Source organism: Streptomyces sp. ADI95-16 (assembly GCF_003721495.1).
Classification (GTDB): Bacteria; Actinomycetota; Actinomycetes; order Streptomycetales; family Streptomycetaceae; genus Streptomyces; species Streptomyces goshikiensis.
On sequence record NZ_CP033581.1, the window covers coordinates 5,444,893 to 5,471,103 of the forward strand.

A 26,211-nucleotide genomic window follows, 5' to 3' on the forward strand; every position below is an offset into this window, starting at 1 on the left:
AGCCTGGAATGCTTAGGCGGGGCACGTGGGAGTCGGGGGCCAGCGGATGCCGGACGGGCGCACGGGCGGCTCCGCACGCGCCTTCGAGCTCCTGGAACCCCTCGTCCGGGCGGCGACCGTACGCGTCCACGCCCCGCCGGACGGGTATGGATCCCATGGCACCGGACCCACGTGGGGGAGCGGCTTCTTCATCGCCCCCGGCTGGGTGCTGACGTGCGCGCACGTGGTCGGCGAAGGGGGTGCTGCGGTGCGTCTGGCGGGACGGGAGATCGGCATCACCTTCTCCTCCGGCGCGGGCGGCGCCACCGGGACCGTCGCCGGGCGCGTGGAATGCGTACTGCCCGAACGGCTGGAGCGGCAGCGGCCCGGCCGGCTCGCCCTGTGGGACCTGCCCGACCTGGCGCTCGTACGGGTCCTCGCGCCCGTCACGCACGCCTGCGTCTGGCTGACCGACCGGGCCGGGCCCCGGCTGGCGGAGGCCGCCTACTTCGGCTGCACCGAGGACCTCGGGATCGCCGAGATCACCGGCCGCACCACCCGGCTGCGCGGCACCGCCGCGAACGGGGCCGCCATCCGGCTCGGCGACGACGACGAGATCGAGCCCGGCATGTCCGGCGGGCCCGTGGTGGACCTGGCCCGCGGCGAGGTCGTCGGCGTGGTCAAGGCCCGCCGGCACACGGGCGGCGGCGGACTCGCCGTGTCCGTGGCCCAGTTGCGCACCCTGCCGATGGCCGCGACCGGGCAGACCGGGCTCTACCGCCGGGTCATGCAGGCCCACGACCTCTACCACCACGACCAGCACCTCAGCGATCTCGACAGCCGGCGCACCTGGACCGACGTCCACGAGGAACTCGCCGCCGCCGACCCCGATCCGTACGGCGGCCGCCGGCTCACCCCCGGCGAACTCACCACCCTGTGCGGGCTGCTCGCCGAACTGCCCCCGCCGGGCTCCTCCGAGGCCGTCCGGGCGCTCGCCGAGGCCGCCCGCGGCGAGGAACCCGACCCCGCCCTGCCCGCCCCGCTGAGCTGGCGCGACGGCCTGGGGCTGCTGCACGATCCGCCCGGCGGCTCCGGCGAGGCCGCCGCGATGCTCCGGTACGCCACCGACGTGAGCGTCGCCGACCACCGGGAGCCGCCGTCCCCCGGAGCCGACGAGGAACTCTGGGACTGGGTACGGGCCACCGCGGCGCGGCTGTGGCGGCCGCTGCGCCGGGAACTGGCCGAGCGGCACGACCGCGGCCTCGCCGAACGGTCCCGGCGGCGGCGGGCGTCGGCCGGCCGGGCCCCGTACGGACCGGCCCGCGCGGCCGAGGGGCTGCCGCCGGGGCCCTCGGTCCTGCTGGAGGCGTGGGCGCACGGCTGGGAGGACGTCTACGACTGGCGGGTGTCCGTCCTGGCGGGCCCGACCCGGCCCGCGCAGGCCACCCCGGTGGACTCGGGCGTACGGGCCACCCTGGCGCGGCTGCCGGACGCGCTGCGGGCACCGCTGGCCGAGGGGTTCCGGCGCTGCGACACGCACGAGGCGGCCGCGCTGCTCGAAGTGGCGGTCGAGCCGGAGCTGTTCGGGCTCGCGGTGGACGAGTGGGTGGTGGCCGGCGGGGTACCGGTGGGCACGCAGCGGCCGGTGGTGTTCCGCTACGCCGGGGTCTCGCAGACCGCGGGCGGCCGCTGGGCGCGGGTCCAGGCGGGCCCGCCGGCCGGCCAGCGGGCGGACTGCTCGCGGGGGCGGCCCCGCAGCCCCTCGCCCCCGTGGCTGGCCGGGCTGGCGGAGCACACCGTCCCGGTGCTGTGCCGGGCGGCGGAGCGGGAGCCCACGCTCGGGGCGCTGCACGGGGTGCGGGAGGCGGGGTACGGGGTGGTGGTGTGCCGGCGGCCCCCGGGGGACCCGGGAGTGTCGTGCGCCCCGTTCCACCGGGGGTTGCGGGAGGAACTGGCCGAGGCGGGGCGCGGCGAGGTGCTGCCCCTGCGGCTGCGGGCCCTGCGGGCACGGGCGCACGGGGCGGACCCGGACGCGTACTGGGCGGTGGGGGTGGGGCTGGTCTGGGACGACCCGGGCCGGCCGCTGCCGGAGGACGAGCCGTTACGGGGTGACCTGTGACGTGCGCAGAGGAGCGTCCATGAATGACGAGTGGCTCATCTACCGGGGGGTCGGCGAGCCCCACGACGGCATCGGCGCGCTGCCCGGTCCGCCGCCCTGGCGGGACTTCGACGGGGGCCCGGCGGCGGAGCCCGCCGACGGGGCCGCGGGCGAAGGCGGCGGCGGGGCCGGGGGCGGGGGCGAGGGGGGCGGCCAGGGGCCGGACGCGCCGGACGGGAACGTGGCCCGGCGCCTCGGTGCCCACCGGCAGGCCGCCGAGGCGCACCGGCCCGAACCCGAGGAACTGGAGGCGGTCAACGCCGCGCTCTACCTGCGCCGCCCGCTGCTCGTCACCGGCTACCCCGGAACCGGTAAGTCCACCCTGGCGCACGCCGTGGCCCACGAGCTGAAGCTCGGCCGGGTGCTGCGCTGGCCCGTGGTGTCGCGCACGGTCCTCCAGGAGGGGCTGTACCGCTACGACGCCATCGCCCGGCTCCAGGACGTCCAGATCGCCGCCGGCGGGGCGGCGGGTGGCGCGGGTGGCGCGGGTGGCGGGGCGTCCGGCGGGGCGTCCGGGATCGGCAAGTACATCCGGCTCGGACCGCTGGGGACGGCCCTGCTGCCCACCGCCCGGCCGCGGGTCCTGCTCATCGACGAGCTGGACAAGAGCGACATCGACCTGCCCAACGACCTCCTGAACGTGCTGGAGGAGGGCGAGTTCACGCTGCCCGAGCTGGAACGGGTCGCCGACACCGAGCCCGAGGTGCGGGTGGTCACCGACGACGGGGCGAAGGTGACCGTCCGGGACGGCCGGGTGCGCTGCCGGGCCTTCCCGTTCATCGTGCTGACCAGCAACGGCGAGCGGGACTTCCCGGCCGCGCTGCTGCGCCGGTGCATCCAGCTGAAGCTAGGCCAGCCCGGGGAGAAACGGCTCGCCACCATGGTGCGGGCCCATCTCGGCGAGGAGGCCGCCCGGCTCGGCGCCGATCTGATCCGGGAGTTCCTCAGCCGCTCCCGGACCGAGCTCGTCGCCGCCGACCAGCTGCTCAACGCCATCTACCTGACCCACTACGCCGCCCCGCCCACCCGGGAGGACCTCGCGGACCTGCTCATCCAGCGCCTCGACCGGCCGAGGTGACGCCATGCGGGAGCTGATCGCCCTGCTCCGCGCGGCCGGGCTCGATCCGTCCGCCGCCGAACTCGCCGACGCGCTCTGGCTGGCCGGGCGCACCGCCCGGGCCGAGGCCGCCGGGGAGCCGCCCGGGACGCCGGGGACCCCGGAGGGGGGCCCGCCCCCCGAGGAGCCGCCGCAGGAGCCGGAGCCGCCGCGCGAGCAGGCGCCCGTACGGGAGGAGGCGGCCCCCGAGGACCCGGTCAGCCTCTACGCGCCCCGGGCCCGCCGGGCCGCCGGACCCGAGGCGGACACGGGGACCCCGCTCGGGGGCGGGGTGCCCGTACGGGTGCCGGGGGCGGCCGCGCTGCCGCGCGTCCTGGAGGTCCAGCGGGCCCTGCGCGCCCTCCAGCGGCACCGGCCCGGCGCCCCGCCGACCCGTACGGTGCTCGACGAACAGGCCACCGCCGAGGCCAGCGCCCGCGCCCTCGGGCTGGTCATCCCGGTGTTCCGGCCGGAGGCGCGGCGCGAGGCGACCGTACGGCTGGTGATGGACGCCTCGCCCTCCATGGCGGTGTGGCAGGACATGTTCGAGGAACTGCGGGCCGTGTGCGAGCGGCTCGGGGCCTTCCGGGACGTCCGGGTCTCCTATCTGCACCGGCTCGCGGACGGCAGGGCCGTCCTCGCGCGCGGGCCGGCCGCGGGAGCCGGGGAGCGTTCCGGGGACCAGCTGCGGGACCCGACCGGGCGGGCGCTGACCATGGTGGTGTCCGACTGCGCGGGCCCGGTGTGGCGGGAGGGCGAGGCACAGCGGCTGCTGTACCGGTGGGCCGAGTGCGCGCCGTGCGTGGTCGTCCAGCCGCTGCCGCAGCGGCTGTGGGGCCGCAGCTGGCTGCCGACCGAGCGGGGCGGCCTGTGCCGCGTCGAGGGCGGCGGCGGAAAGCTGGCCTTCAGCCCGGACCGCCCCCGCCGCCCCGGCCGGGCGGCCGACCGCTCCACGCAATCCGCGGGCGGCCGCGCGGGCGGGGGCGGGGACGGGCTGGTGGTGCCGGTGCTGCCGCCCAGCGCGATCGCGCTCGGGGCGTGGGCCCGGCTCGTCGCGGGGCTGGGCACCGGTCCGGTCCCGGCCGAGGTGGGGCGGGTGTTCGCCGACCATCCGGCGGCGCCGCTGCCGCCGCCCCCGGCCGCGCGCCCGCCGCGCGAGCTGGTGCGGCGCTTCCGCTCCTCGGCCGCGCCCCGGGCCGTACAGCTGGCGGTGTACCTGTCGGCGGCGCCGCTCACGCTGCCGGTGATGCGGCTGGTGCAGCGCACCATGCTGCCGGACTCGGAGCCCTCCGACCTGGCGGAGGTGCTGCTGAGCGGGCTGCTGCGGCGCACCGGGGAGCCGGGCTGGTACGAGTTCGTACCCGGGGTGCGCGAGGTACTGCTGGGGCCGCTGGGGCGGGACGAGGCGGCGCTGGTGCTGAAGCACTCCTCCGAGTACGTGCTGGCCCACTTCGGGCGGGGCGTACGGAACTTCCCCGCGCTCGCGGTCACCCGGCTGACCGGGACGCCGGTGGCGGAGGCCGGCGTACGGACCGACGTACCCGCCGGGGCGCCCGGCGAGGGGGAGACACCGGAGCAGATGCCCGAAGGGCCGGTGCCGCAGGCGTTCGCGCGGGTCTCCGCCCAGGTCGTACGGCGCTACCTGCCGGAGCCGCCCCCGCCCGACCGGGAGAGCGCGCACCCCCCGGCGGCGCCCGCGCGGGACTGGGCCGTGCGGACGGCGCGGGCCCGGCTCGCCGACGGCGACGAGCGCGCCCTGTACGAGGCGGTCACGGTGCTGCGGCGGGCCGTGACCGTACCGGCCGGGCCCGCGGACCCGCCGGGCGAGGCGGAGTGCGAGCTGGCCGGGGCGCTGCTGCGGCTGTGGGCGGTGCGGCGGGAGACGGACCTGCTGGCCGAGGCGGAACGCACCGCGCGGGCCGCGCCCGGGCCGCCCGGGCGGCTGGCGCTGGGCCGGGTGCTGCACGAGCGGGCGCTGGCCGCCGCGGGCGAGCCGGACGCCGCGCTGCTGGCCGCGGCGGAACGGGAGTTCGCGGCCGTCGGCTCCGACCCGGCGGCCGGCCGGGAGCTCCGGCTGGAGGGCGCGGTGCGCCGGGCGGAGTCCCTGATCCTGCTGAGCGGGCTCCGGGACGACACCGGGGCCCTGCGGGAGGCGCGGGACACCCTGGAAGCCCTGGCCGGCCAGGACGCGGGCGTACGGCTCGCGCTCGGGCGGGTGCTGCTGGCCCTGGCGGCGCACGCGCCGGATCCGGCGGAGCGCGAGGAACTCGCCGCTCTGGCGGCGCGGCGGCTGGAGGCGGCGCTGACGGCGGCGCCGGAGGAGCCCGGGAGCGAGGCCGGGAGCGAGGCGCGGCGGCGGATCCGGGTGGAGCTGGCGACGGCCCTGTCGTACCTGCCCGGGCGGCTGGAGGAGGCGGCCGCCCAGCTGGCGCGGGCCCTGACGGAACCCACCGGGGACCCGGAGCTGCGGGTGGCCGCGCTGGTGTGCCTGGCGCGGGTGCACCGGGCGCGGTACGCGCGGGACGCGGACCCGGCGGCGCTGGAGGAGGCGGCCGAGGCGTACGGACGGGCCCGCAGGCTGATCCCCCGGGACGGGGACGCGTACGGGGAACTCCTGCCCGAGTGGGGGGACGTGCTCCTGGAGCGGGCCCGGGCGGCCGACGGGCGGCCGTTCGCGTCCACGGCGGTACGGGTGCTGCGCGAAAGCCGGGCGGCGGTCCCGAGATCGGACCCCCGCTCGGCGCGGAGGCTGCTGCGGCTGGCGGAGGGGCTGCGGCTGCGCCACGCGTACGAGGGGGACCTGGTGGACCTCCGGGAGGCGGAACACCTGCTGGACCTCGCGGTCCGGCAGGGCCGGGGGCCGCTGGAGCGGGCGCGGGGGTGGCGGGAACACGGCGACGTCCAGCGGGAGATCCACCGCCACACCGGGGCCGCGGAGCGGCTGGACCGGGCGGCGGACTCCTACCGGCGGGCGTGGCGGGCGGCGATGGAGGCGGACGAGGAGGGGTGCGGGGTCGCCTGCGGCGATGCGGGGGCGGCGGTGCGGCTGGGGGCGGTGGTGCAGGGGCTGCGGGGCGAGGTGCTGGAGGCGCTGGCGCGGCCGCGGGCGGCCGTCGCCGCCTATCGCTCCGCGCTGGACCTGTGGAACCGGGCCGGGGCCCCGCCCCCCGCGGCCCTGTCCGCCCGCCTCCGGGCCCTGGAAACCGAACTCTGATGCCGCGCGCGGCCCGGCCTCCTGGGGCTCCGCCCCAGCCCCCGCGCCTCAAACGCCGGCGGGGCTGGACCTTTCAGCCCCGCCGGCGTTTGAGGCGCGGGGGCTCGGGGGCTGGCCCCCGCAACGGCGCCGCAGGGGCAGGGGCCGGGCCCCGAGGCGGCACCGCAGTGATGACACGACGACCAACGGAGGTACACGCATGGGGACTCGGCCGTACGGGACCGGCGAGGTCATCGGTGGGGCGGGGTGCGCCGGGGGTCTGCCGGACCTCTCGGGGCTGGATCTGGCCGCGTTGCGGGGGATCGAGCACCCCGTGCTCGCGCAGGTCATCGCCGGCATGGTGCAACGGGTCACGCATCCCGCCGAGATCCTCAACGCCTTCGACTCCGGAGTCGACTGACCCGCGAAGAGCCGGAGTTGACCGCTTTCCGCCGTTAGCCGCGCCCCCGCGCAGGGCAGGGATGGACAAGTCCGGAGGGAGGTGCGGCGATGAGGCAGACGGGCACGAGCGACGCCGTGCTGCCCGCCCACCTGTTCCACGCGCCGTGGCCGTACGCCCAGCTCGACGTGCCCGCCCTGCGCGCGGCCGGGCAGCGGCCGCACCCCATCCGGCAGTTCGTGCTCAAGACCCGCAGCCGCTGCAACCTCGCCTGTACCTACTGCTACGTCTACGCCATGGCCGACCAGGGCTGGCGCGACCAGCCCCCCGCCATGACCCCCGCCACCATCGCCCGCGCCGCCCGCCGGATCGCCGAGCACGCCGCCGCGCACCGGCTGGCCCGCGTCGACCTGGTCCTGCACGGCGGCGAGCCCCTGCTCACCGCCCCCGCCGGGCTCGCCGCGCCCGTCGAGGCCGTGCGGGAGGCGCTGCGCGAGCTGTCCCCGGAGACCAGGGTGACCGCCGCCGTCCAGACCAACGGCACGCTCCTCACCCGGGGCCGGATCGCCGCCCTCGCCGCCGCCGGGATCCGGGTCGGCGTCAGCCTCGACGGCGGGCTCCCCCTCCACAACGCCCGCCGCGTGGACCACGCCGGGCAGCCCGGGTTCGGCGCCGCCGCGCGCGGGCTGCGGCTGCTCGCCCGGCATCCCGAGAGCTACGCCGGGGTGCTCTGCGTCATCGACCTCGCGCAGGACCCGGTGGAGACGTACGAGAGCCTGCTGGCGTTCCACCCGCCCTCGCTCGGCCTGCTGCTGCCGCTCGCCAACTGGAGCGACCCGCCACCGGGCGCTCCGGGGGGCGGCGGCACCCCGTACGCCGACTGGCTCCTGGCCGTCTTCGAACGCTGGTGGCACGACCGCGTGCGCCGCACCCGGGTCCGCGTCTTCGAGGAGGTCATCGCCCTGCTGCTCGGCCTGCCCGCCGCCACCGAGACCCTCGGCCTCGCCCCCGCCAGCACCGCCGTCATCGAGACCGACGGCAGCATCGAACAGGCCGACTCGCTGAAATCCGCCTACGAGGGCGCCGCCGCCACCGGCCTCACCCTCGACCGGCACACCTTCGACGACCTCCTCGACCATCCCGGACTCGCCGCCCGCCAGCTCGGCCGGGAGGCGCTGGCCGCCGGCTGCCGCTCCTGCGAGCTCGTCGAGGTCTGCGGCGGCGGGCACTACCCGCACCGCTACCGCGCCGGCGAGGGATTTCGCCAGCCGTCCGTGTACTGCGCCGACCTCAAGGTCCTGATCAGGCACATCGGCCAGGCACTGCACGAAGCCGCCCAACAGCCCCGGCAGGCCGCCTCATGACCCACCGCACCCACCACCACGACGCCCCCGCCCCCGCGGCCTCCGCGCCGCCGGGCGCCCTCTCCGCGTTCAGCGTCACCCACCACACCCTGCACGCCCTGGCCTCCACCGAGCCCTCCGCCGAGGGCACCCGCCTGGTGACCGACGTCCGCCGCTCCAAACGGCTCGTCCTGCTGCGCGCCGTCCTCGACGCCGCCCCCGGCGGGCCCGGCGGCGAGAGCGGCGAGCACTGGGCCCTGCTGGAGGAGGCCGAACGGCACGACCCCGCGGCGGTGCGCGACGTACTGCACTACCCGGCGACCGGGGCGTGGGCCGAGGAGACCCTGCGCCGGCTGCACGCCCCGTACGGGCCCGCGCCCGACCTCGGCCACCTCGGGGCGCTCGCCGTCGCCGCCGCGCTGCGCGCCGGGATCGGCTTCAAGGCCACCCTGCGGCCCGTGCACGGCCGGCTCGTGCTGCCCACCCTCGGGCTGCTGCGCCCGGCGCGCCCCGGCCCGCTCGCCCTCGACGAGCGCTCCTGGGACGCCGGCGCGGACACCGCCGCCGGAGCCGAAGCGCTGCCCCTGCACGTCCTCCCCGGCGGCCGGACCGCCCTCGACGACCTCGACCCCTACCGGGCCCCCGCCGCCGGGCACCCCGCGCCCGTCCGGCCCGCCCGCAGGCTCACCCCGAAGGGCCACAAGCGCTGGGACACCCAGTGGTCCGGCGCCCTCACCCTGCTGGAGCGGTACGACACCGCCCGCGCGGAGGAGATCGGCCGGCTGCTGCGCTCCGTGGTCCCCCTCGCAGGCGGCTCCCGCTCCAACGGCGCCACCCTGCCCGCCGCCGCCGGCTCCCTGCTGGCCCGGGCGCAGGCGCCGCCCGCGCTCGCCGCGACCCTCGTGCACGAGGTCCAGCACGGGAAACTGGCCGCCCTCGCCGACATCCTCACCCTGCACACCGCCGACCGCACGCCCCGCTTCTGGGCCCCCTGGCGCAGCGACCCGCGCCCCCTGGAGGGGCTGCTGCACGGCGCGTACGCCCATCTGGCCCTGGCCGGGTACTGGCAGCGCGCCGCCCTCTACGGGGCCCGCGGCGCGTGGGCCCAGCACGCCCGGATCCGGGCGCAGGTCGCCGCCGCCCTCCCCGCCATCCGCGCCTGCCCGGAACTCACCACCGCCGGGCGCGAGTTCACCGACGCCATGGCCGCCGCCGAGAAGGCCATGGACGAACTCCGCCCGCCCGGCGACCAGTACGCCACCGCCCGCCGGGCCCTGGACCGGGAACGGCGCGCCTGGTGCGCGGCGCACCCCGAACTCTCCGCTTTCATACGGGCCTGACGACCCGTCCGCTGCGATACCTTTCAACCCCGTCCACCACCGCCCGGAGCCCAGGGAGACGGCCCTATGACCGGTACCGGTAGTCGTCAGGACCGCGACACGGCCGTGCGGCCGCAGCGGTTCGTCATCAGCTTCGCGGGCTTCAACCGCCCCTGGGCCGTGTGGATCGCCCACCGCCTGGAGGAACACGGCCACCGCGCCACCCTCCAGCGCTGGGACCCGCAGAGCACCCCGGGCGTCAGCCAGGCCCTCGACGACCTCGCCCGGGGCGGCGGCCGGGTGCTCCTCGTCCTCAGCGAGCGCTACTTCTCCGCAGGCACCCACACCGAGGAGGAGTGGAACGCCGCCCTGCGCGAGGTCACCGACCGCCACTCCGGCCGGTTCGCCGCCGTCTGCCTCACCGACGCGCCGCTGCCCAGCGCCGTCGCCGCCCTGGAGAAGACCGACCTGTGGGGCCTGGACGCGTACGAGGCCGAGTACCGCGTGCTGCGCCGGCTGGAGCTGCCCACCGACCGGGTCGGCGCCGAGACCGGCCGCCGGGGGCCCCGCTTCCCCAACGACCCGCCCGAGATCTGGGGCCGGGTGCCGCGCCGCAACCCGCGCTTCACCGGCCGCAACGACGTCATCGGGAGGCTGCGCGCCGCGCTCACCGACGCCCCGCCCGGCGCCTCCACGGTGACCCTGCTCGGGCTGTCGGGGGTGGGCAAGACGCAGGTCGCCACCGAGTACGCCTACCGGTTCGCCTCCGAGTACGAGGTGGTGTGGTGGGTCCCCGCCGAGGACCGGCCCACGCTGCGCGAGCGGCTCGCCGACCTCGCGCCCGCGCTCGGCCTGCCGCGCGGGGCGGGCAGCTACGGCGAGCTGATCCGGGCCGTCCTGGAGGCGCTGCGGCGCGGCTCCCCGTACGGGCGCTGGCTGCTGGTCTTCGACGGCTGCGACAACCCGGACGACCTCGCGGACCTGCTGCCCTCCGGCACCGGCGACGTGATCATCACCTCCCGGAACCGGGAGTGGGCCTCCCGGCACACCAGCCTCGTCGAAGTCCCGCTCTACGCGCGGCCCGAGTCGGTCACCTTCATCCGCCGCCGCGCCCAGCGCCTGACCGGCCCGGAGGCCGACCAGCTCGCCGAGGCCCTGGAGGACTATCCGCTGGCCCTCGACCAGACCGCCGGCTGGCTCGCCGACTCCCCGCTGAGCGTCGGCGACTACCTGGCGCTGCTGCGGCGCCGGCTGGACTCCTACGAGGCCGTCACCCTCTCCGACGACTACCCGCTGCCCTTCCCCACCGCGCTGGCGATACTCCTCAACAACGTGCGGGAGAACTTCCCCGACGCCCTCGCGCTGTTGCGGCTGTTCGTGTTCTTCGCGCCCGGGCGGGTGCCGCTGCGGCTGCTGCGCGAGTTCCCCGCCGACGACGTGCCCGAGCACCTGGCCGGGCTGATCAACGACCAGATCCGGTGGAACGCGGCCCTCAACAAGCTCGTGCAGTTCTCCGTGGTCCGCCTGGAGTACTCCGACCTCTCGGTCGAGGAGGGCGGCGGCGGGCTGGAGACCGTCCAACTGCACAGCATGGTCCACAACATCGTCCGCGAGAACCTCGGCGAGGAGGAGTCCGCGCAGCTGTCCCGCGCCGTCCGCCAGGTCCTCGCGGCCGCCGACCCCGGCCGCCCCTCCGACGCCCGGCTGTGGCCGCAGTACGCCGAGCTGATCCCGCACCTGGAGACCGCCGGGGTACTGACCAGCACCAACCCCCGCATCCAGGCCTTCCTGTTGCAGTGCCTGCGCTACCTGGCCCTCGCCGGGGAGTACCGCACCTGCATGCGGCTGTGCGAGGAGACCGACCACGTCTGGCGGTTCATGCTGGGCGAGGACCATCCCAACGTCCGCGAACTCGGCTACCAGTACGGGGGAGCGCTGCGCAACCTCGGGCTGTTCCGCCGCGCCGAGACGCTGACCCGGGCGGTCGCCGACCGGCTGAAGGAGGAGCGCGGCGAGCGCGACCTGGAGACGCTGCGGGCCACCGCCGCGTACGGGGGCGTCCTGCTGTGCATCGCCAAGTTCGAACCGGCGCGGGAGCTGTTCGAGCAGGGGCTCGCCACGTACCGGGAACTGCTCGGGGAGGACGACTCCACGACCCTGAACGCCCAGAACAACCTGGCGGCGACGTACCGGCTGCTGGGGCGCTACCTGGACGCGTACGAACTGGACCTGGACACCCTGCGCCGGCGCGAGCGGGTGCTGCGCGCGCAGCACATCTCGACGCTGTCCTCGGGCATCGCCTGCGCGATGGGGCTGCGGCTGATGGGCCGCTACCGGGAGGCGCAGACCCGCCAGGAACAGGGGCTCAAGCTCAACACCCAGGTGCTGGGCCCCGACCACCCGCAGACCCTGCGGGCCGAGCACAACCTCGGCATGTGCCTGCGCCGCTCCGGGGACATCCCGGGCGCCGGGCTGCGACTGCGGGGGGTGTGGGAGCGGGCCACCCGGGTGCTGGGCGTGGACTACCCGTGGACGCTGATGGTCGCCTCCGACTACGCGACCTACCTGCGGGAGTACGGGGACGTCGGCGAGGCCCGCCGGATCTCGGAGCACGTGATCCGCGGCTACCAGTCACAGCTGGGGCTGGCCCACCCGTACAGCATCGGCACGGTCGGCAACCTGGGGCTGGTGCTGAGGGCCCAGGGCGAGCGGGCGGAGGCGCTGTCGCTCGCGGAGCAGGCGCTGGTCGGCATGCGGGGCGCGCTGGGGGACCTGCACCCGTGGACCCTGGGCTGCGCCCTGAACGCGACCGGGCACCGCAACATCACGGGCCGGCTGGAGGACGCGCTGACCCTGAGCCGCGAGACGCTGCGGGGCGCGGAGCGGGTCCTGGGCCCCGACCACCCGATGACGCTGAGCGCGCAGATCGCGCTGGCGGCCGATCTCCGGTCGGTACGGGAGGACGAGGAGGCCGCGAAGCACGAGGAGGCCGGCATCAAGGCCCTCACCCGCACCCTGGGCCCGCAACACCTCCACACGGTCGTGGCCAAACAACGCACCCGCCCGTACTGGGACTTCGAGCCGCAGCCGTAGCCACCCCAGCCTCGCCGGCGTTTGAGGCGCAGGTCCGGGCGGAGCCCGGTGCCCGGCGGAGCCGGGTTCCCTGGGGCTCCGCCCCAGACCCCGCGCCTCAAACGCCGGCGAGGCTGGATTTGCCGGCCGGGGATGCCGGAAGGCCCGGTCCCCTTGGGGGCCGGGCCTTCCTGTTCAAGCCAGCGCAGCGATCAGGACTCGAAGACCTCGTTCATCAGCAGCTGCTGCTCCGCCTGGTGGCGCTTCGCGGAGCCCACCGCCGGGGAGGAACCGTGCGGACGCGACACGCGCCGCAGGCGCTCGGCCGCCGGGACCTCCGCGCCGACCGCCAGGTCGAGGTGGTCGATCAGGTTCAGCGCGATGAACGGCCACGCACCCTGGTTCGCCGGCTCCTCCTGCGCCCAGATGTAGTTCGCCGCGTTCGGGAACTTGGCGATCTCGGCCTGGAGCTCCGCACCCGCCAGCGGGTACAGCCGCTCGATGCGGATGATCGCGGTGTCCGTGATGCCGCGCTTCTCACGCTCGGCCTCCAGGTCGTAGTAGACCTTGCCCGCGCAGAAGACGACCTTGCGGACCGCGTTCGGGTCACCCGCTCCGGAGGCGACGCGGGTGTCGCCGATCACCGGACGGAACTCACCGCTGGTGAACTCCTCCGCCTTCGACGCCGCCGCCTTCAGACGCAGCATCGACTTCGGGGTGAAGACGATCAGCGGCTTGTGGTGCGGGTTGTGGACCTGCCAGCGCAGCAGGTGGAAGTAGTTCGACGGCAGGGTGGGCATGGCCACCGTCATGTTGTCCTGCGCGCACATCTGGAGGAAGCGCTCGGGACGCGCGGACGAGTGGTCCGGGCCCTGGCCCTCGTAGCCGTGCGGCAGCAGCAGCGTGACGCCGCTCGTCTGGCCCCACTTCTGCTCCGCGGAGGAGATGAACTCGTCGACGACGGTCTGCGCGCCGTTGACGAAGTCACCGAACTGGGCCTCCCAGAGGACCAGCGCGTCCGGGCGGGCCAGCGAGTAGCCGTACTCGAAGCCCATGGCCGCGTACTCGGAGAGCAGCGAGTCGTAGACGTTGAAACGGGCCTGCTCGTCCGACAGGTACTGCAGCGGGGTGTAGTCCTCGCCGGTCTCGCGGTCGATCAGCACCGCGTGGCGCTGGCCGAAGGTGCCGCGGCGGGAGTCCTGGCCCGACAGGCGGACCGGGGTGCCCTCCATCAGCAGCGAGCCGAAGGCGAGGGTCTCGCCCATGCCCCAGTCGATGGTGCCCTCGTCGATCATCGCCGCGCGGCGCTGCAGCTGCGGCAGCAGACGCGGGTGCACGGTGACGTTCTCGGGCATGTTGACCTGGGACTCGGCGATCGCCTTGACGACGTCCTGGGAGACCGCAGTGCTCACGGCGACCGGGAAGTCGCCCTGGCCCTGGGTGCCGGGGGCGGCCGGCGGGGCGACCGCCGGCTGCGTGGCGGCCTCGCGGACCTCCGCGAAGACCTTCTCCAGCTGGCCCTGGAAGTCCTGGAGCGCCTGCTCGGCCTCTTCCAGGGTGATGTCGCCGCGACCGATGAGGGACTCGGTGTACAGCTTGCGCACCGAGCGCTTCTTGTCGATCAGGTCGTACATCAGCGGCTGCGTGAACGCCGGGTTGTCCGACTCGTTGTGACCGCGGCGGCGGTAGCAGATGAGGTCGATCACGACGTCCTTGTTGAACGCCTGGCGGAACTCGAAGGCGAGGCGCGCGATGCGGACCACGGCCTCCGGGTCGTCGCCGTTCACGTGGAAGATCGGCGCCTCGATCATGCGGGCCACGTCGGTCGCGTACATCGAGGAACGCGAGGACTCCGGGGCGGCGGTGAAGCCGACCTGGTTGTTGATGACCACGTGCACGGTGCCGCCGGTGCGGTAGCCGCGCAGCTGCGACATGTTCAGGGTCTCGGCGACGACACCCTGGCCGGCGAAGGCCGCGTCGCCGTGCAGGGCCAGCGGCAGGACGGTGAAGTCCGTGCCGCCCTTGTTGATGACGTCCTGCTTGGCGCGGGCGACACCCTCCAGGACCGGGTCCACCGCCTCCAGGTGCGAGGGGTTGGCGACGAGCGAGACCTTGATCTGCTCCCCGTCGAGGCCCGTGAAGGTGCCCTCGGCGCCCAGGTGGTACTTGACGTCGCCGGAGCCGTGCATCGACTTCGGGTCGAGGTTGCCCTCGAACTCGCGGAAGATCTGCGCGTACGACTTGCCGACGATGTTGGCCAGCACGTTCAGGCGGCCGCGGTGGGCCATGCCGATGACGACCTCGTCGAGGCGGGCCTCGGCGGCGGAGTCGATGACCGCGTCGAGCAGCGGGATGACGGACTCGCCGCCCTCCAGGGAGAACCGCTTCTGGCCGACGTACTTCGTCTGCAGGAAGGTCTCGAAGGCCTCCGCCGCGTTCAGGCGGCGCAGGATCCGCAGCTGCTCCTCGCGCTCCGGCTTGGAGTGCGGGCGCTCGATGCGGTCCTGGATCCAGCGGCGCTGCTTGGGGTCCTGGATGTGCATGAACTCGACGCCGGTGGTGCGGCAGTACGAGTCGCGCAGCACGCCGAGGATGTCGCGGAGCTTCATCATCGACTTGCCGGAGAAGCCGCCGACCGCGAACTCGCGCTCCAGGTCCCACAGGGTGAGGCCGTGCTCGGTGATGTCGAGGTCGGGGTGCTTGCGCTGCTTGTACTCCAGCGGGTCGGTGTCGGCCATGACGTGGCCGCGGACCCGGTAGGAGTGGATCAGCTCGAAGACGCGGGCGGCCTTGGTGACGTCGTCGTCGTGCGAGGCGTCGATGTCCCGGAGCCAGCGGACCGGCTCGTACGGGATGCGCAGCGCCTCGAAGACGTCGTCGTAGAAGCCGTTCTCGCCGAGCAGCAGGTTCGCGACGATGCGCAGGAACTCGCCGGAGGCCGCGCCCTGGATGACCCGGTGGTCGTAGGTCGAGGTCAGGGTCATGACCTTGGAGATGCCCAGCTTGTTCAGGGTGTCCTGCGAGGTGCCCTGGAACTCGGCGGGGTAGTCCATGGAGCCGACGCCCATGATGACCGACTGTCCGGGCATCAGGCGGGGCACGGAGTGGACGGTGCCCAGGCCGCCGGGGTTGGTCAGGGAGACCGTCACACCGGTGAAGTCGTCCATCGTCAGCTTGCCGACGCGGGCGCGGCGGACGATGTCCTCGTAGGCCTGCCAGAACTCGAAGAAGTTGAGGGTCTCGGCCTTCTTGATGCCGGCGACGACGAGCTGGCGGTCGCCGTTGGGCTTCACCAGGTCGATCGCGAGGCCGAAGTTGATGTGCTCCGGCTTGACCAGGGTCGGCTTGCCGTCCTTCTCCGCGAAGGAGTAGTTCATGGCCGGCATGGCCTTGATCGCCTGCACCATCGCGTAGCCGATCAGGTGCGTGAAGGAGATCTTCCCGCCCCGGGCGCGCTTGAGGTGGTTGTTGATGACGATCCGGTTGTCGAACAGGAGCTTCACCGGGACGGCGCGGACGGACGTGGCCGTCGGGACGTCGAGGGAGGCGTTCATGTTCTTCGCCACGGCGGCGGCCGGGCCGCGGAGCGTCACCAGTTCGGGGCCCGCGGGGGCCTCGGTGGCGGGCGCGGCCTTCGGGGCGGCGGGGGCGGCGGCCGGAGCCTTGGCCTGAGGGGCGGGCGCGGCCGGTGCGGCGGCCTGGGCCTGGGAGGTGACAGTCACAGCAGGGGCACCAGAGGGGGTGGCAGGAGCAGGGGCAGGAGCTGGCGACACGGGCGTCGGCGCGGCCGTCGAGGGGGCCGCGGCGCGCGCCGCCCCCGTGGCGGCGGCGTCGGCGGCCTGCGGGGCCTTGGCGGCGGGGCCGGCGGCCTGTGCGGAGGCGCCGTCCGTCGTCGTCGTGGACTTCTCGGTCTCATCCGCCTTGACCGGAGTGGCTGCGCCGCCCGGCTTGTAGTCGGCGAAGAAGTCCCACCAGGCCCGGTCGACCGAGTTCGGGTCCTGGAGGTACTGCTGATAGATCTCGTCGACGAGCCACTCGTTCGCGCCGAAGCCTGAGGCGGGGTTCTTCCCGCCCCCTGCTGCTTCGGTCGTGGTGCTCGGGTTACTGGGGGACTGTGGCGACACGGCGGCAACCGCCCTCTTCCGCTTCACAAGGTATGGACAGCGGGAATAAAGGCTACGCCTCCCGAACCGCTGGATGCAGACCGGGCGGGACTTACGTCGCGTAGGTCACATCGAACGGCGGGTTTCGCCGCCTGGAATGGCGGGAAACTAGCGTGGTTCGGGTAGGGGGCACCCAGGTTGCGGCCCCCTTGGCTTCGCACCCCTGACGGACCCCGGCGCATGTGGCCGAGATCATGTCCTTCCCACTCGAACCCTACGTCAAGGTGACGCCTGGGAGCTGCCCGGAAGGGTGACGAGGATTCGGCAGCCCCGTGACGATTCGGCCACGCCGATGTGCCCTCCGTGCAGTTCCACGGCCCAGCGGGCGATGGCCAGGCCCAGGCCGGTGCCGCCGTCGCCGCCGCTGGAGCTGCCCCGGTTGAACCGCTGGAAGACCCGGTGCCGCTCCGCCTCCGGGATGCCGGGGCCCTCGTCCCGTACCTCCACGGCCAGGCTCCCGGGCGCGTCGCCGGCCCGGGCGCGGACGGTGACCCGGCCGTGGGTGGGGCTGTGCTTGACCGCGTTGTCGATCAGGTTCGCCACCACCTGGTGGAGCCGCTCTGCGTCCGCGTACGCGGTCAGGTCGGGCGGGAACACGTCCAGGTGGAGGTGGACGTCGTTGCGGGTGTGCCCGCCCGAGCCGGTGGACAGCCCCGGCCGCCCGGCGGCCGCCAGCCCCGACTCCTTGAGCACTCCCGACAGGTACGGCCACACCTCGAAGCGGCGCGCCCGCAGCGGCACCACCCCGTTGTCGACCCGGGACAGGTCCAGCAGGGTGCCCACCAGCCGGCCGAGCCGCTCGGTCTGCTTCAGCATCGTGCGCATGGTCTCGGGATCGGCGGCCGAGACCCCGTCGACGACGTTCTCCAGCACCGCCCGCAGCGCCGCGATCGGGGTGCGCAGCTCGTGGGAGACGTTGGCGACCAGCTCCTTGCGGTGCTGGTCCACCGCCTCCAGGTCGTCGGCCATCAGGTTGATGGTGGAGGCCAGGTCGCCCAGTTCGTCGCGGCGGCCCGCGCCGCGCACCCGGCGGGTGTAGTCGCCGCGGGATATCGCCCGGGCCACGGTGGTCATGTCGTCCAGCGGCGCGGTGAGGCTGTGCGCCACGAACTGGGTGATCAGCATCGAGGCGATCACCGAGAAGACCGTGATGAAGCGCAGCTCGGTGGCGGTGCGCAGGGCGACCAGCAGCAGGCCCGTCGTGATGAAGACCGAGACCACGACGAGCGTGCCCAGCTTGGTCTTGATCGAGAACGGCGAGAAGGGCCGCAGGCCGTTCGCCGGGCGCGGCCGGCCCGCGCCGTGCCGGAGCCCGCCGCTCGGCCGTGGTCCCGCGGCCTGTCGCGGCGGTCCGCCCGGCGGTCGTCCGCTCACGCCTGGGCCGGGGTCTCCAGGGCGTACCCGACGCCGTGGACCGTACGGATCCGCTCCGCGCCGATCTTGCGGCGCAGGGCCTTGATGTGGCTGTCGACCGTACGGGTCCCGGACGCGTCGGCCCAGTCCCAGACCTCGGCCAGCAGCTGCTCCCGCGAGAGCACCGCGCGCGGCGTCCCGGCCAGGCAGACCAGCAGGTCGAACTCGGTCGGCGTCAGGTGCACGTCCTCGTTGTGCACCCGGACCCGTCGCTGCGCGTGGTCGATCTCCAGATCGCCCAGGCGCAGGGTGGCCCCGCGCGGCGCCGTCGCGGCGATGGTGGCCCGCTCGACCCGGCGCAGCAGTACGTGGACGCGCGCCGCGAGCTCGCGCATCGAGAACGGCTTGGTCATGTAGTCGTCCGCGCCGACCCCGAGCCCGACGAGCATGTCGGTCTCGTCGTCCCGGGCGGTGAGCATGAGCACGGGGACCGGCCGCTGGGCCTGGACCCGGCGGCAGACCTCCAGCCCGTCGAACCCCGGCAGCATGACGTCCAGTACCAGCAGCTCGGGCAGCCAGGTCTCGGCGGCCGCCACGGCGGCCGGGCCGTCGTAGGCGGTCTGCACCTGGAATCCCTCGGCGCGCAGCCGGGCCGAGATGGCGTCGGCGATGGTGTGGTCGTCCTCGACCACGAGCACGCGCCGCTGGGCACCTGGAGTGGCCGCGGCGCCATTGTGGGTGGTGTGTGTCTGTTCCATGTCCCGCCCCTGAAGATCCCGCGTGATGGGGTGCAGCGTAGAGGAGGCACCGGCCTGCGGCTATGCGGGGTCCGGACAGGAACGGCTGCGGAGAGTGAGGGACGAGGGGTGCCCGTCCCCCACGGAACGGGCACCCGGCATATGCGGGATCGTCAAGACCCCCGCAGCTAAGCGGAATTAGAGCTTCAGCCCGTGGCCGTGCGGGGACGACCGGCCTTCTCCGTGTCGTTCGGCACATCCGGGCGGGAAGCCGTGACGGCCACCATCGAGCGGGGCGGCTCGAACGGGAGACGGCCCTCGGCGGCGACCCGGCCGAAGGCTCGCCTTAGTACGGCATCGTCTGCGCAGCCCGCCGCGACCGCCGCCCGCAACGGCTCCAGGTGGTGCTCGCGCACCCCGCCCGGGCGGGCGCCCGGGGTGTTTCACGCCGATCGCCTCATGGCGCAGAGCACCGACGGAGGCCGCGCCCGCCGACGGAGCCCGACCCGATGCCGACGTCGTTGCCGTATATCGACTCGAACGAGCCATCGCGAGTGCGCGTTTTCGCCATTCTTCTCGTGGAGGGGGCCGCCGGGACTCGGATCGTGACTAACTCAGATGCTCTCATGGTGTCTGACATTGCTTTTGCGGGATTGTTCAGCCGTTCTGTTCCCAGGGGGGATCCATGAATTCTCTTGCGTCACGCATAGCCAGTTCGAAGATTGCCAAGGGTGTTGTCATTGGCGCCTTGTCGGCTGCGGCCATCGGTCTGACGGCTCCGATATCGAGCGCGTCCAATGAGGCGTCCTGGCAGCAGGGGTGCCGGGGCTACTGGTACAGCACATCCGGTCACGGTTACTGCTCCAGCGCGTCGAACTACCCGTCCTACTCGTACTGGACGCAGTATGACTGCAATGCCGAGATCGATACGGAGCACCACGACAAGCTGTACAACGGATACGTGGGAAAGTACGACACGCACGAGTGCACGTTCAAGATCAACAAGACCCATGTGACTTACTCGGTCTAGTCGGTTAGCTGGTCGGCTAGTCAAGGAGGGCCCTCCAGTGTGGTGGGCCCATCCTTTATTTCAGGGAATTCTGCCAATGACGACATACCCTGTCGCTCGATTGACGGCCCTCACACAGGGTTACGGCGGCCGAAGCATCATCGAGAATCTCGACCTGTCCATCCTGCCCGGTGTCACGGGCCTGCTGGGCCCCAATGGCGCGGGCAAGACCACGCTCTTCCGTACCCTCGCGACCATCGCGCCGCCACTGAGCGGGCAGCTGGAGCTGTTCGGCAGCCCCGTCACCAACGAACGGCAAGCGCGGCACGTCCGCCGTCGCATCGGCTATCTCCCGCAGGACTTCGGCTACTACCCGGCCTTCTCCATAACGGACTTCGTCCGCTACTGCGCCTGGCTGCGTGAGGTGCCCTCCAAGACCGCCGACTCCGCGACCAAGGAGGCACTGGCGGCCGTGGGCCTGGCCGACCGAGCTCGGGACCGTATGAAGTCGCTGTCCGGCGGCATGCTCCGCCGGGCCGGAATCGCCGCGGCCATCGTCGGCTCTCCCTCCCTGCTCCTGTTGGATGAGCCGACCGTCGGTCTCGACCCCGCGCAGCGCCTCGACTTCCGTGAGCTCATTCGTTCCCTCGCCCACGCGGGAACAGCTGTCCTCCTCAGCACGCACCTGGTCGAGGACGTCGGGGCCGCCTGCGACACCGTCATCGTGCTGAGCGACGGTCAGGTGCGCCACCGCGGCACACCACAGCAGCTGGCGGAGTTGGCAACCCCCGCAGCCCCAGGTGACAGTCCCCTGGAACGCGGTTACATGACGGTACTCGGCAACCGCCGGCCGGGCGAGGGAGCCCCATGCTGAATGCCTACCGCATCGAGCTGCGCCGCTCGCCGCTGCTGACAGCGTTTCCCGTGATGATCGCCGTGGATCTGCTGGTGCTCTTCGGCCGGTCCCGGTACTGGATCGGCGTATGGCCCGAAGCGAGTGTGGCCGCCCAGGTCGTCACGCTCTTCCTGGGGCCCGTCCTCGCCGGTGTCTCGGCCTGGCAGGCCGGACGCTCCTCCCGCGTGGGAATGCCCGAGACCGTGCTCGCGGCCGCCCGACCGATCTGGCGGATCGAGGCCGCACGCCTGGCCGCGACTCTCACGCTCGGATTTCTCGCCTACGCGTTCGGATCCCTGACCGCCGTGGTCATCTCGTTCAGCGAGGCGGGCCCCGGCTTCCTGTGGCCCTCCTACCTCCTGCTCGGCGCCTCGACCCTGATCATCTTCGCCTCCGTGGGCCATCTGGCCGGCCGCTGGTGGCCGTCCGCCGCCTTCACCCCCGTCGTCTGCGCGCTGGGCTGCTTCATCAGCATGCTGGCACTCCCCTTCAAGTTCAACGTCCTCGCGGGGCCGCCGGACCAGCATCTACGCGCCCTTCCAGTCGCCGTGAGGCTGCTGTTCGCAATCGCCCTCGCCACGCTGGCGGTGACAGCACCACGGCCGCGGAGGGGTGCCGAGCGTCAGATGCCGCGCCGGGCAACGTCCCTGCCCATCCGCAGTGCCGCAATCGGGTCGGCGGCAGCCTCCCTCATCACACTGGCTGCGGTGCCGGCCAGCGGCGAACTGCGGGTCGACCGCCCGGCGTCGGCGACGGCGCCTCTGTGCGACCGTGCCGAGAGGGGCGCGCCGCAGGTGTGCGTGTGGCCCGAGCACCGCAAGTACCTGCCCGAATTGACTGCCATGGCCCAGCGCTTGAACCAGCCCGCCCAACCCTGGTTGAAGTCCCCCGAAACGTTCTACGAGTTCGGGCTCCGGCGGACCAAGTGGGGCGACCGAGGATTCGACATCGCCGAGGGGCACGTCCGCACCGCGGCGATCGCCATGGCAGACCAGGTGTTCACCCAGTCGCTGGGCCTCTGCGTACCTCCCGACCAGGAGAGGCGGGCCTGGCAGGCGATGGACAACATCCACCTGTGGCTTGAGTACCGTTCCACTGGCCAAGACCCGGCCGTCGCCGACCAGGGACTCCACATGGAAGGCGTCTCCGCCGCCCAGCGCGAAGCGACCAAGGCCGCACGGATGCCCGTGGCCGAGCAGCAGGAATGGTTCGCCGAGGAACGCAGCCACATCATTGGAGGCGGTTCGTGGTGCAGGCCTGATGACCGGTTCTGAATTGGTTCTTTACGCAAGGGTGCACCGGGGAGTAGCGGTCCTGGCGACGACGGCCGCTATTGCCCTCCTCTCGGCCTTCTTCGGCGGCACCCATATCGCGCTGCCTTCCATCGGCAGCGGGGGAGTTACCACGGGTGTGCCCTTCCGGCACGAACTTCCGCTTCTGTCAGCCGTCTTTCTCACTGCGGCTCTCGACGGAGCCATGTCGGCACATGACGAAATGGGCGCATCTGCTGCGCATCGATTCCGTCTCAGCTACTGCATCGGCCTGACACTGACAGCTTGCGCCTTGTCCTTCATTACCGAGGCACTCGCCGTCAGCGCGGAAGCCGGGGTCGTCTTCATCCGATCCCTCCTGATCTGGGTCGGGCTCGCCCTGCTGTCGGTGAGGTTTTTCGGCCGTCAACTTGGCTGGATCATCCCTCTGGCCTCGGCCTTCTTTTTGATCTGGTACCCCCAGAATTGGTGGGACTGGACGTCAAACTCGGCGACCGACCGCTTCAGCTGGGCCGTAGCCGTGCTCGCTCTGTCCCTCGGGGTGGCCGCAACCGCAGCCACCCCGTGGCGAAGGAAGACCTTCCTCAGTGGAGCCGATGGCCGATCGGCGCCCGGCCCGGAGGCGTAGGCGAGGAATACGCCGGGCGGGCGTGGCCGGTCTGCCTCAGGTGCTCGGCCAGCGTTCACCCACGCGCTTGACGATCCGGTCGCCGGTCTCGAACCGGCCCCAGATCCGCCACGGCAAGGTGATGGACATGACCTCGCCGTCGTCAGTGCGGACGTCCAGCCAGTAGTCGGTCCGCATCCCGGTGGTCAGCGTGACCTGCTCGGAGCGGCGACGGATCACTTCTCCCTCGAAGGCCTTCGCCATCGCTTGGGAGACACGGCCGGAAGCGCTCGCTGTCAGCAGCAGGAAGACCGAGACCCCGGCCACGAGAATGAACACCCACACAGGCACCCCGATCCCTCGGTCCCCCGGCCCTCGCCCTGCGAGCGTAGCGCTGCGGTGGTCCCCCGACAGGGCTTCCGGGCCGTCGCCTATCCCTCGGAGGGCGGGAGGGCGGAGAGGACGTCCTGGAGGGCGGGCGGGACGGAGCCGTCGGCGGTGACCACCTCGAAGCCGCCGTGGACGATCGTGTACTCGAAGCCGTCGTAGACCGGCGTGCCGCTCTTCGAGACCCGGGGCAGGTGGGCGAAGTCCGCCGCCGCCAGCGCGGAGCGCAGCCGCTCCAGCTCCTCCGGGGTCAGCTTCCCGCTCCCGGCCGGCTTCGCGTCCCCGTCCAGCCGGGTCCACGAGCCGTCGCCCTTGACCAGCACGCTGCTCGTCCTCCCCGCGAAGCCCCCGGTCCGGGTCATCCGGACCAGGCTCTCGGCCGGCGACGGGGCCGGCGACGGGGACGCGGACGCGCTCGGCGTCGCGCTCGCCGTCGGGCTCGCGGAGGCCTCCTCCGAGCCGCCACCCGCACCGCACGCACACAGGACCACCACGCTCACCAGCGCGGCGCCCACCACTCGCAGCCCTCGCACGCCCCCACCTCTCCGTGGAACCCGGTCGAACCCCGAGTATGGAGTCCCCCGCACCCCGACGGACAGCACCCGGAGGCAGTGATCAGCCGCATGGCCCCCTGGCGCTGGCTCCCCCCGCTGCTCGCCCTCCTCCTCGGCCTCTGGGGTCTGGAACGCGGCGGCCCGGGCGGCAGCATGTGGCGCGACGAGTCCGTCACCTGGCAGGTGGCGCACCGCCCGCTCGGCGGCCTGTGGCGCCTCCTCGGCGAGGTGGACGCCGTCCACGGGCTCTACTACCTGCTGATGCACGGCGTCTTCGGCCTCTGGGACGGCGGCCTGTGGGCCCTGCGGCTGCCCTCCGTCGCCGCCACCGCGCTGGCCGCCGCCGGGGTCGCCGCCGTCGGGCACCGGCTGGCGGGGGAGCGGGCCGCGCTGTGCGCCGGGGCCGTCTACGCGGTGCTGCCGCCCGTGCAGATGTACGCCCAGGAGGGGCGCTCGTACGCCCTGGTCGCCGCCGCGGTGGCGTGGGCGACGTACCTGATGCTGCGCGAGCGCTGGGTCGCCTACGCGGTCGTGCTGCTGCTGGGCTGCTGGCTGCACGAGTTCGCGGTACTGGCGCTGCTCGCCCACGCGTTCACCGCCCGGCGCTCGCGCGGCTGGCGGTGGAGCGCCGGGGTGGTGCTGGCGCTGCTGTTGCCGCTGGCGGTGGTGAGCGTGCGTCAGGCGGAGCGGCAGCTCGGCTGGCTCGGGCGGCCGAGCTGGCAGGACTGGGCGGCGTACGGGGTGGTCGCGGCGGCGGCGCTGCTGCTGGCGCGCGGGGCCGGGCGGGAACTCGTACGGGTGGCGCTGCCGCTCGTCCTGTTGCCGCCCGGCCTGCTGATGGTGATCTCGCTGATCAACCCCTGGTACGTCGACCGGTACGTGCTGTACGCCCTCGCGGGCCTCGCCCTCCTCGCGGGGGCGCGGCTGGCGCGGGCGCGGGCCCGGTGGGCGTGGGCGGCGGTGGCCGCGCTCCTGGTGCCGTTCGCGCTCTGGTCGGTGTGGCTGCGGACCCCCGAGAGCCGCAAGGACGACGTGCTCGCGGTGGCCGCCGCCGTACGGGAGCGGGCCCGGCCGGGTGACGCGGTGCTGTTCATGCCGGCGCGGCGGCGCGAGTGGCTGCTGTCCTCGCCGGACGTGTACGCGTCGGTGCGCGACCTGGCCCTCGACCGTTCCCCGGCCGCCTCGCACAGCCTCTGGGGCACCGAGCTGGGCCCGGCGGACATCCGGGGCCGACTGGCGCACGCGCCGCGGGTGCTGGCGCTGCTGGACCCGGTGGGGCAGCCGCTGGACCCGTACCCGGCGGAGGCGGCGAAGCGGGAGGCGCTGGCGGGGTTCGAACTGTGCGGGGTGAGCGAGGTCCGGGGAGCCCGGGTGGCGCTCTACGCACGGTCGGGACACTGTGCAACGTAGGGCGTCAAATTACACCGATATCAAGGGAATTGCGGCTCGTCGGGATGACTTTCCGCATTCGCTCCTCTTCCGTCCGTGCGCGGGTCTACCGTTTTTCCTGACCTGAGCGGCGCTGTATCCGGTGGAGTGGGGATGCCCTATGGCGAAGGCGGACAACAAGGCGATGGCGGGTGGGGCGACACGGCTGGTGTCCCATCTGGCGCGGGCGTTAAGGGAGAAGGAGAACCTCACCCAGAAGGCGCTGGGGGAGAAGCTGGGGTACACGGGGTCGGCCATCAGTGCGATGGAGACCTGCGCGCAGCCCCCGAGTGACCAGATGCTGGTCAAGCTGGAAGAGGCGATCGGCGCCGGTCTCGGGGTCTTCGAGGAGGCGAGGGAATGGGTGCGGCTGGAGAAATTCCCGCCGCACTTCCAGGACTTCGCGCTGCTGGAAGAGCAAGCCCTCTCGCTGTATTTGTTCGAGACCCAGGCGATCTACGGCCTGTTCCAGACGGAGTCCTACGCGCGAGCCCTGATCGCCGGGGGATTCCCGGTGCTTTCGGAGCAGCGCGTCGAGGAACTGGTCGAGGCGCGAATGGCTCGCGCGGCGCTCTTCGACCGAGAGCCGGTGGCTCTCATCGAACTCATCCTGGACGAGGCCGCACTGCGCCGGGGCATCGGCAGCAAGGACATCATGCGCGCCCAGTACGAGCATCTGGCCGAGCTCGCTCAACGCCGCAATGTCTCGGTGCAGGTACTTCCCCTCGACATCGGGTTCACCGGCGAACACGCCGGAATGCGCGGAGGGATGTACCTCGTCGAAACGCCCAGCCACGAGCGGCTGGTGTACATGGAGACGCAGGGCGAGAGCATGTTGCTCAGCGCTCCGCCGAAGGTGAGCATGTATACCCAGCGGTATGCGAGGATCCGCACGCAGGCCATGGGCCGGCGTAATTCGCTGGCCTTCATCGAGAAGTTGGCGGGAGAACGGCAATGAGCGGCACCTTGCAGTGGTTCAAGTCCAGCTACAGCGACGCCAGCGGTGGCGCGTGCGTCGAGGTGGCCTACGACTGGCACAAGTCGAGCTACAGCGATGACAGCGGCGGTGCCTGCGTCGAGGTGGCGGCCTGCGCCCACGCCGTTCACGTCCGGGACTCCAAGGACCTCGCCGTCCCGTCGCTGGCCCTGGCGCCCTCCGCCTGGGCCGACTTCACCACCTGGGCCGCGCGCTAGGTGAAGGAGGATGTACGGTGGGCCGCTCTCCGGCGGCCCGCCGACTCTTCCGG

At 73.5% G+C, this 26,211-nt stretch carries 19 protein-coding genes; 14 read left to right on the plus strand and 5 right to left on the minus strand.

Annotated features, from left to right (window positions below):
- Positions 1–46 precede the first annotated feature (46 nt).
- The 7 genes from EES41_RS24500 (at position 47) to fxsT (ending at position 12,581) form a co-directional block, all read left to right on the plus strand.
- Entirely contained in the window at positions 47–2,098 is a 2,052-nt protein-coding gene (locus EES41_RS24500) for a trypsin-like peptidase domain-containing protein (RefSeq protein WP_123080335.1), read from the plus strand.
- 19 nt (positions 2,099–2,117) lie between these two features.
- Complete coding sequence (locus EES41_RS24505; protein WP_123080336.1) at positions 2,118–3,215, plus strand: MoxR family ATPase; 1,098 nt, start codon at positions 2,118–2,120, stop codon at positions 3,213–3,215.
- 4 nt (positions 3,216–3,219) lie between these two features.
- The gene (locus EES41_RS43860; protein ID WP_164495938.1) at positions 3,220–6,447 is read left to right on the plus strand and encodes an SAV_2336 N-terminal domain-related protein; all 3,228 of its coding nucleotides are present in this window, start codon (positions 3,220–3,222) and stop codon (positions 6,445–6,447) included.
- A 199-nt stretch (positions 6,448–6,646) separates the two neighbouring features.
- Positions 6,647–6,847, plus strand: a complete 201-nt coding sequence (fxsA, locus tag EES41_RS24520) for an FxSxx-COOH cyclophane-containing RiPP peptide (RefSeq protein ID WP_037798119.1) — start codon at positions 6,647–6,649, stop codon at positions 6,845–6,847.
- Positions 6,848–6,936: 89 nt separating this feature from the next.
- Positions 6,937–8,190: an FxsB family cyclophane-forming radical SAM/SPASM peptide maturase gene (locus EES41_RS24525; protein ID WP_123080337.1), complete on the plus strand. Its 1,254-nt coding sequence runs from the start codon at positions 6,937–6,939 to the stop codon at positions 8,188–8,190.
- Positions 8,187–9,509 (plus strand): HEXXH motif domain-containing protein, encoded by a 1,323-nt coding sequence (locus tag EES41_RS24530; protein ID WP_123080338.1) that lies wholly within the window; start codon positions 8,187–8,189, stop codon positions 9,507–9,509. The genes EES41_RS24525 and EES41_RS24530 overlap by 4 nt, the downstream gene beginning before the upstream one ends.
- Before the next feature lie 66 nt (positions 9,510–9,575).
- On the plus strand, positions 9,576–12,581 hold the full coding sequence (gene fxsT, locus EES41_RS24535; protein WP_123080339.1) for an FxSxx-COOH system tetratricopeptide repeat protein: 3,006 nt from the start codon (positions 9,576–9,578) through the stop codon (positions 12,579–12,581).
- 191 nt (positions 12,582–12,772) lie between these two features.
- Here fxsT and EES41_RS24540 read toward each other — a convergent pair whose 3' ends face one another.
- The 3 genes from EES41_RS24540 to EES41_RS24550 all read right to left on the minus strand — a co-directional run bounded on the left by EES41_RS24540 (position 12,773) and on the right by EES41_RS24550 (position 18,834).
- Complete coding sequence (locus tag EES41_RS24540) at positions 12,773–16,684, minus strand: multifunctional oxoglutarate decarboxylase/oxoglutarate dehydrogenase thiamine pyrophosphate-binding subunit/dihydrolipoyllysine-residue succinyltransferase subunit (protein WP_123080340.1); 3,912 nt, start codon at positions 16,682–16,684, stop codon at positions 12,773–12,775.
- Positions 16,685–16,942: 258 nt separating this feature from the next.
- Positions 16,943–17,995: a HAMP domain-containing sensor histidine kinase gene (locus EES41_RS24545; RefSeq protein ID WP_123082673.1), complete on the minus strand. Its 1,053-nt coding sequence runs from the start codon at positions 17,993–17,995 to the stop codon at positions 16,943–16,945.
- Between the two features lie 98 nt (positions 17,996–18,093).
- The gene (locus EES41_RS24550; RefSeq protein ID WP_008743590.1) at positions 18,094–18,834 is read right to left on the minus strand and encodes a response regulator transcription factor; all 741 of its coding nucleotides are present in this window, start codon (positions 18,832–18,834) and stop codon (positions 18,094–18,096) included.
- A 664-nt stretch (positions 18,835–19,498) separates the two neighbouring features.
- On the opposite strand from EES41_RS24550, the gene EES41_RS24560 reads away from it, so the two are divergent.
- The 4 genes from EES41_RS24560 (at position 19,499) to EES41_RS24575 (ending at position 22,616) form a co-directional block, all read left to right on the plus strand.
- Positions 19,499–19,843 carry a hypothetical protein gene (locus tag EES41_RS24560; protein WP_164495939.1) on the plus strand — a complete coding sequence of 115 codons (345 nt, stop codon included), beginning with the start codon at positions 19,499–19,501 and terminating at the stop codon, positions 19,841–19,843.
- A 100-nt stretch (positions 19,844–19,943) separates the two neighbouring features.
- Positions 19,944–20,696, plus strand: a complete 753-nt coding sequence (locus EES41_RS24565; RefSeq protein ID WP_123080342.1) for an ATP-binding cassette domain-containing protein — start codon at positions 19,944–19,946, stop codon at positions 20,694–20,696.
- Positions 20,690–21,991: an ABC transporter permease gene (locus EES41_RS24570; RefSeq protein WP_123080343.1), complete on the plus strand. Its 1,302-nt coding sequence runs from the start codon at positions 20,690–20,692 to the stop codon at positions 21,989–21,991. Before EES41_RS24565 ends, EES41_RS24570 begins: the two co-directional genes overlap by 7 nt.
- On the plus strand, positions 21,978–22,616 hold the full coding sequence (locus EES41_RS24575; protein ID WP_123080344.1) for a hypothetical protein: 639 nt from the start codon (positions 21,978–21,980) through the stop codon (positions 22,614–22,616). Before EES41_RS24570 ends, EES41_RS24575 begins: the two co-directional genes overlap by 14 nt.
- Positions 22,617–22,652: 36 nt before the next feature.
- Here EES41_RS24575 and EES41_RS24580 read toward each other — a convergent pair whose 3' ends face one another.
- A complete protein-coding gene (locus EES41_RS24580) occupies positions 22,653–22,934 on the minus strand; it encodes a hypothetical protein (RefSeq protein ID WP_164495940.1) in 282 nt (93 codons plus the stop codon).
- Positions 22,935–23,026: 92 nt separating this feature from the next.
- Positions 23,027–23,515, minus strand: coding sequence for a hypothetical protein (locus EES41_RS24585; RefSeq protein WP_164495941.1), 489 nt, complete (start codon positions 23,513–23,515; stop codon positions 23,027–23,029).
- Between the two features lie 78 nt (positions 23,516–23,593).
- Here EES41_RS24585 and EES41_RS24590 point away from each other — a divergent pair, with 78 nt between their 5' ends.
- From EES41_RS24590 to EES41_RS24600, 3 genes are all read left to right on the plus strand, one after another.
- Entirely contained in the window at positions 23,594–24,946 is a 1,353-nt protein-coding gene (locus EES41_RS24590; RefSeq protein ID WP_254211561.1) for a glycosyltransferase family 39 protein, read from the plus strand.
- 139 nt (positions 24,947–25,085) lie between these two features.
- Positions 25,086–25,922 (plus strand): helix-turn-helix transcriptional regulator, encoded by an 837-nt coding sequence (locus EES41_RS24595; RefSeq protein ID WP_123080347.1) that lies wholly within the window; start codon positions 25,086–25,088, stop codon positions 25,920–25,922.
- Positions 25,919–26,158: a DUF397 domain-containing protein gene (locus EES41_RS24600; protein ID WP_123080348.1), complete on the plus strand. Its 240-nt coding sequence runs from the start codon at positions 25,919–25,921 to the stop codon at positions 26,156–26,158. The genes EES41_RS24595 and EES41_RS24600 overlap by 4 nt, the downstream gene beginning before the upstream one ends.
- Positions 26,159–26,211 lie beyond the last annotated feature (53 nt).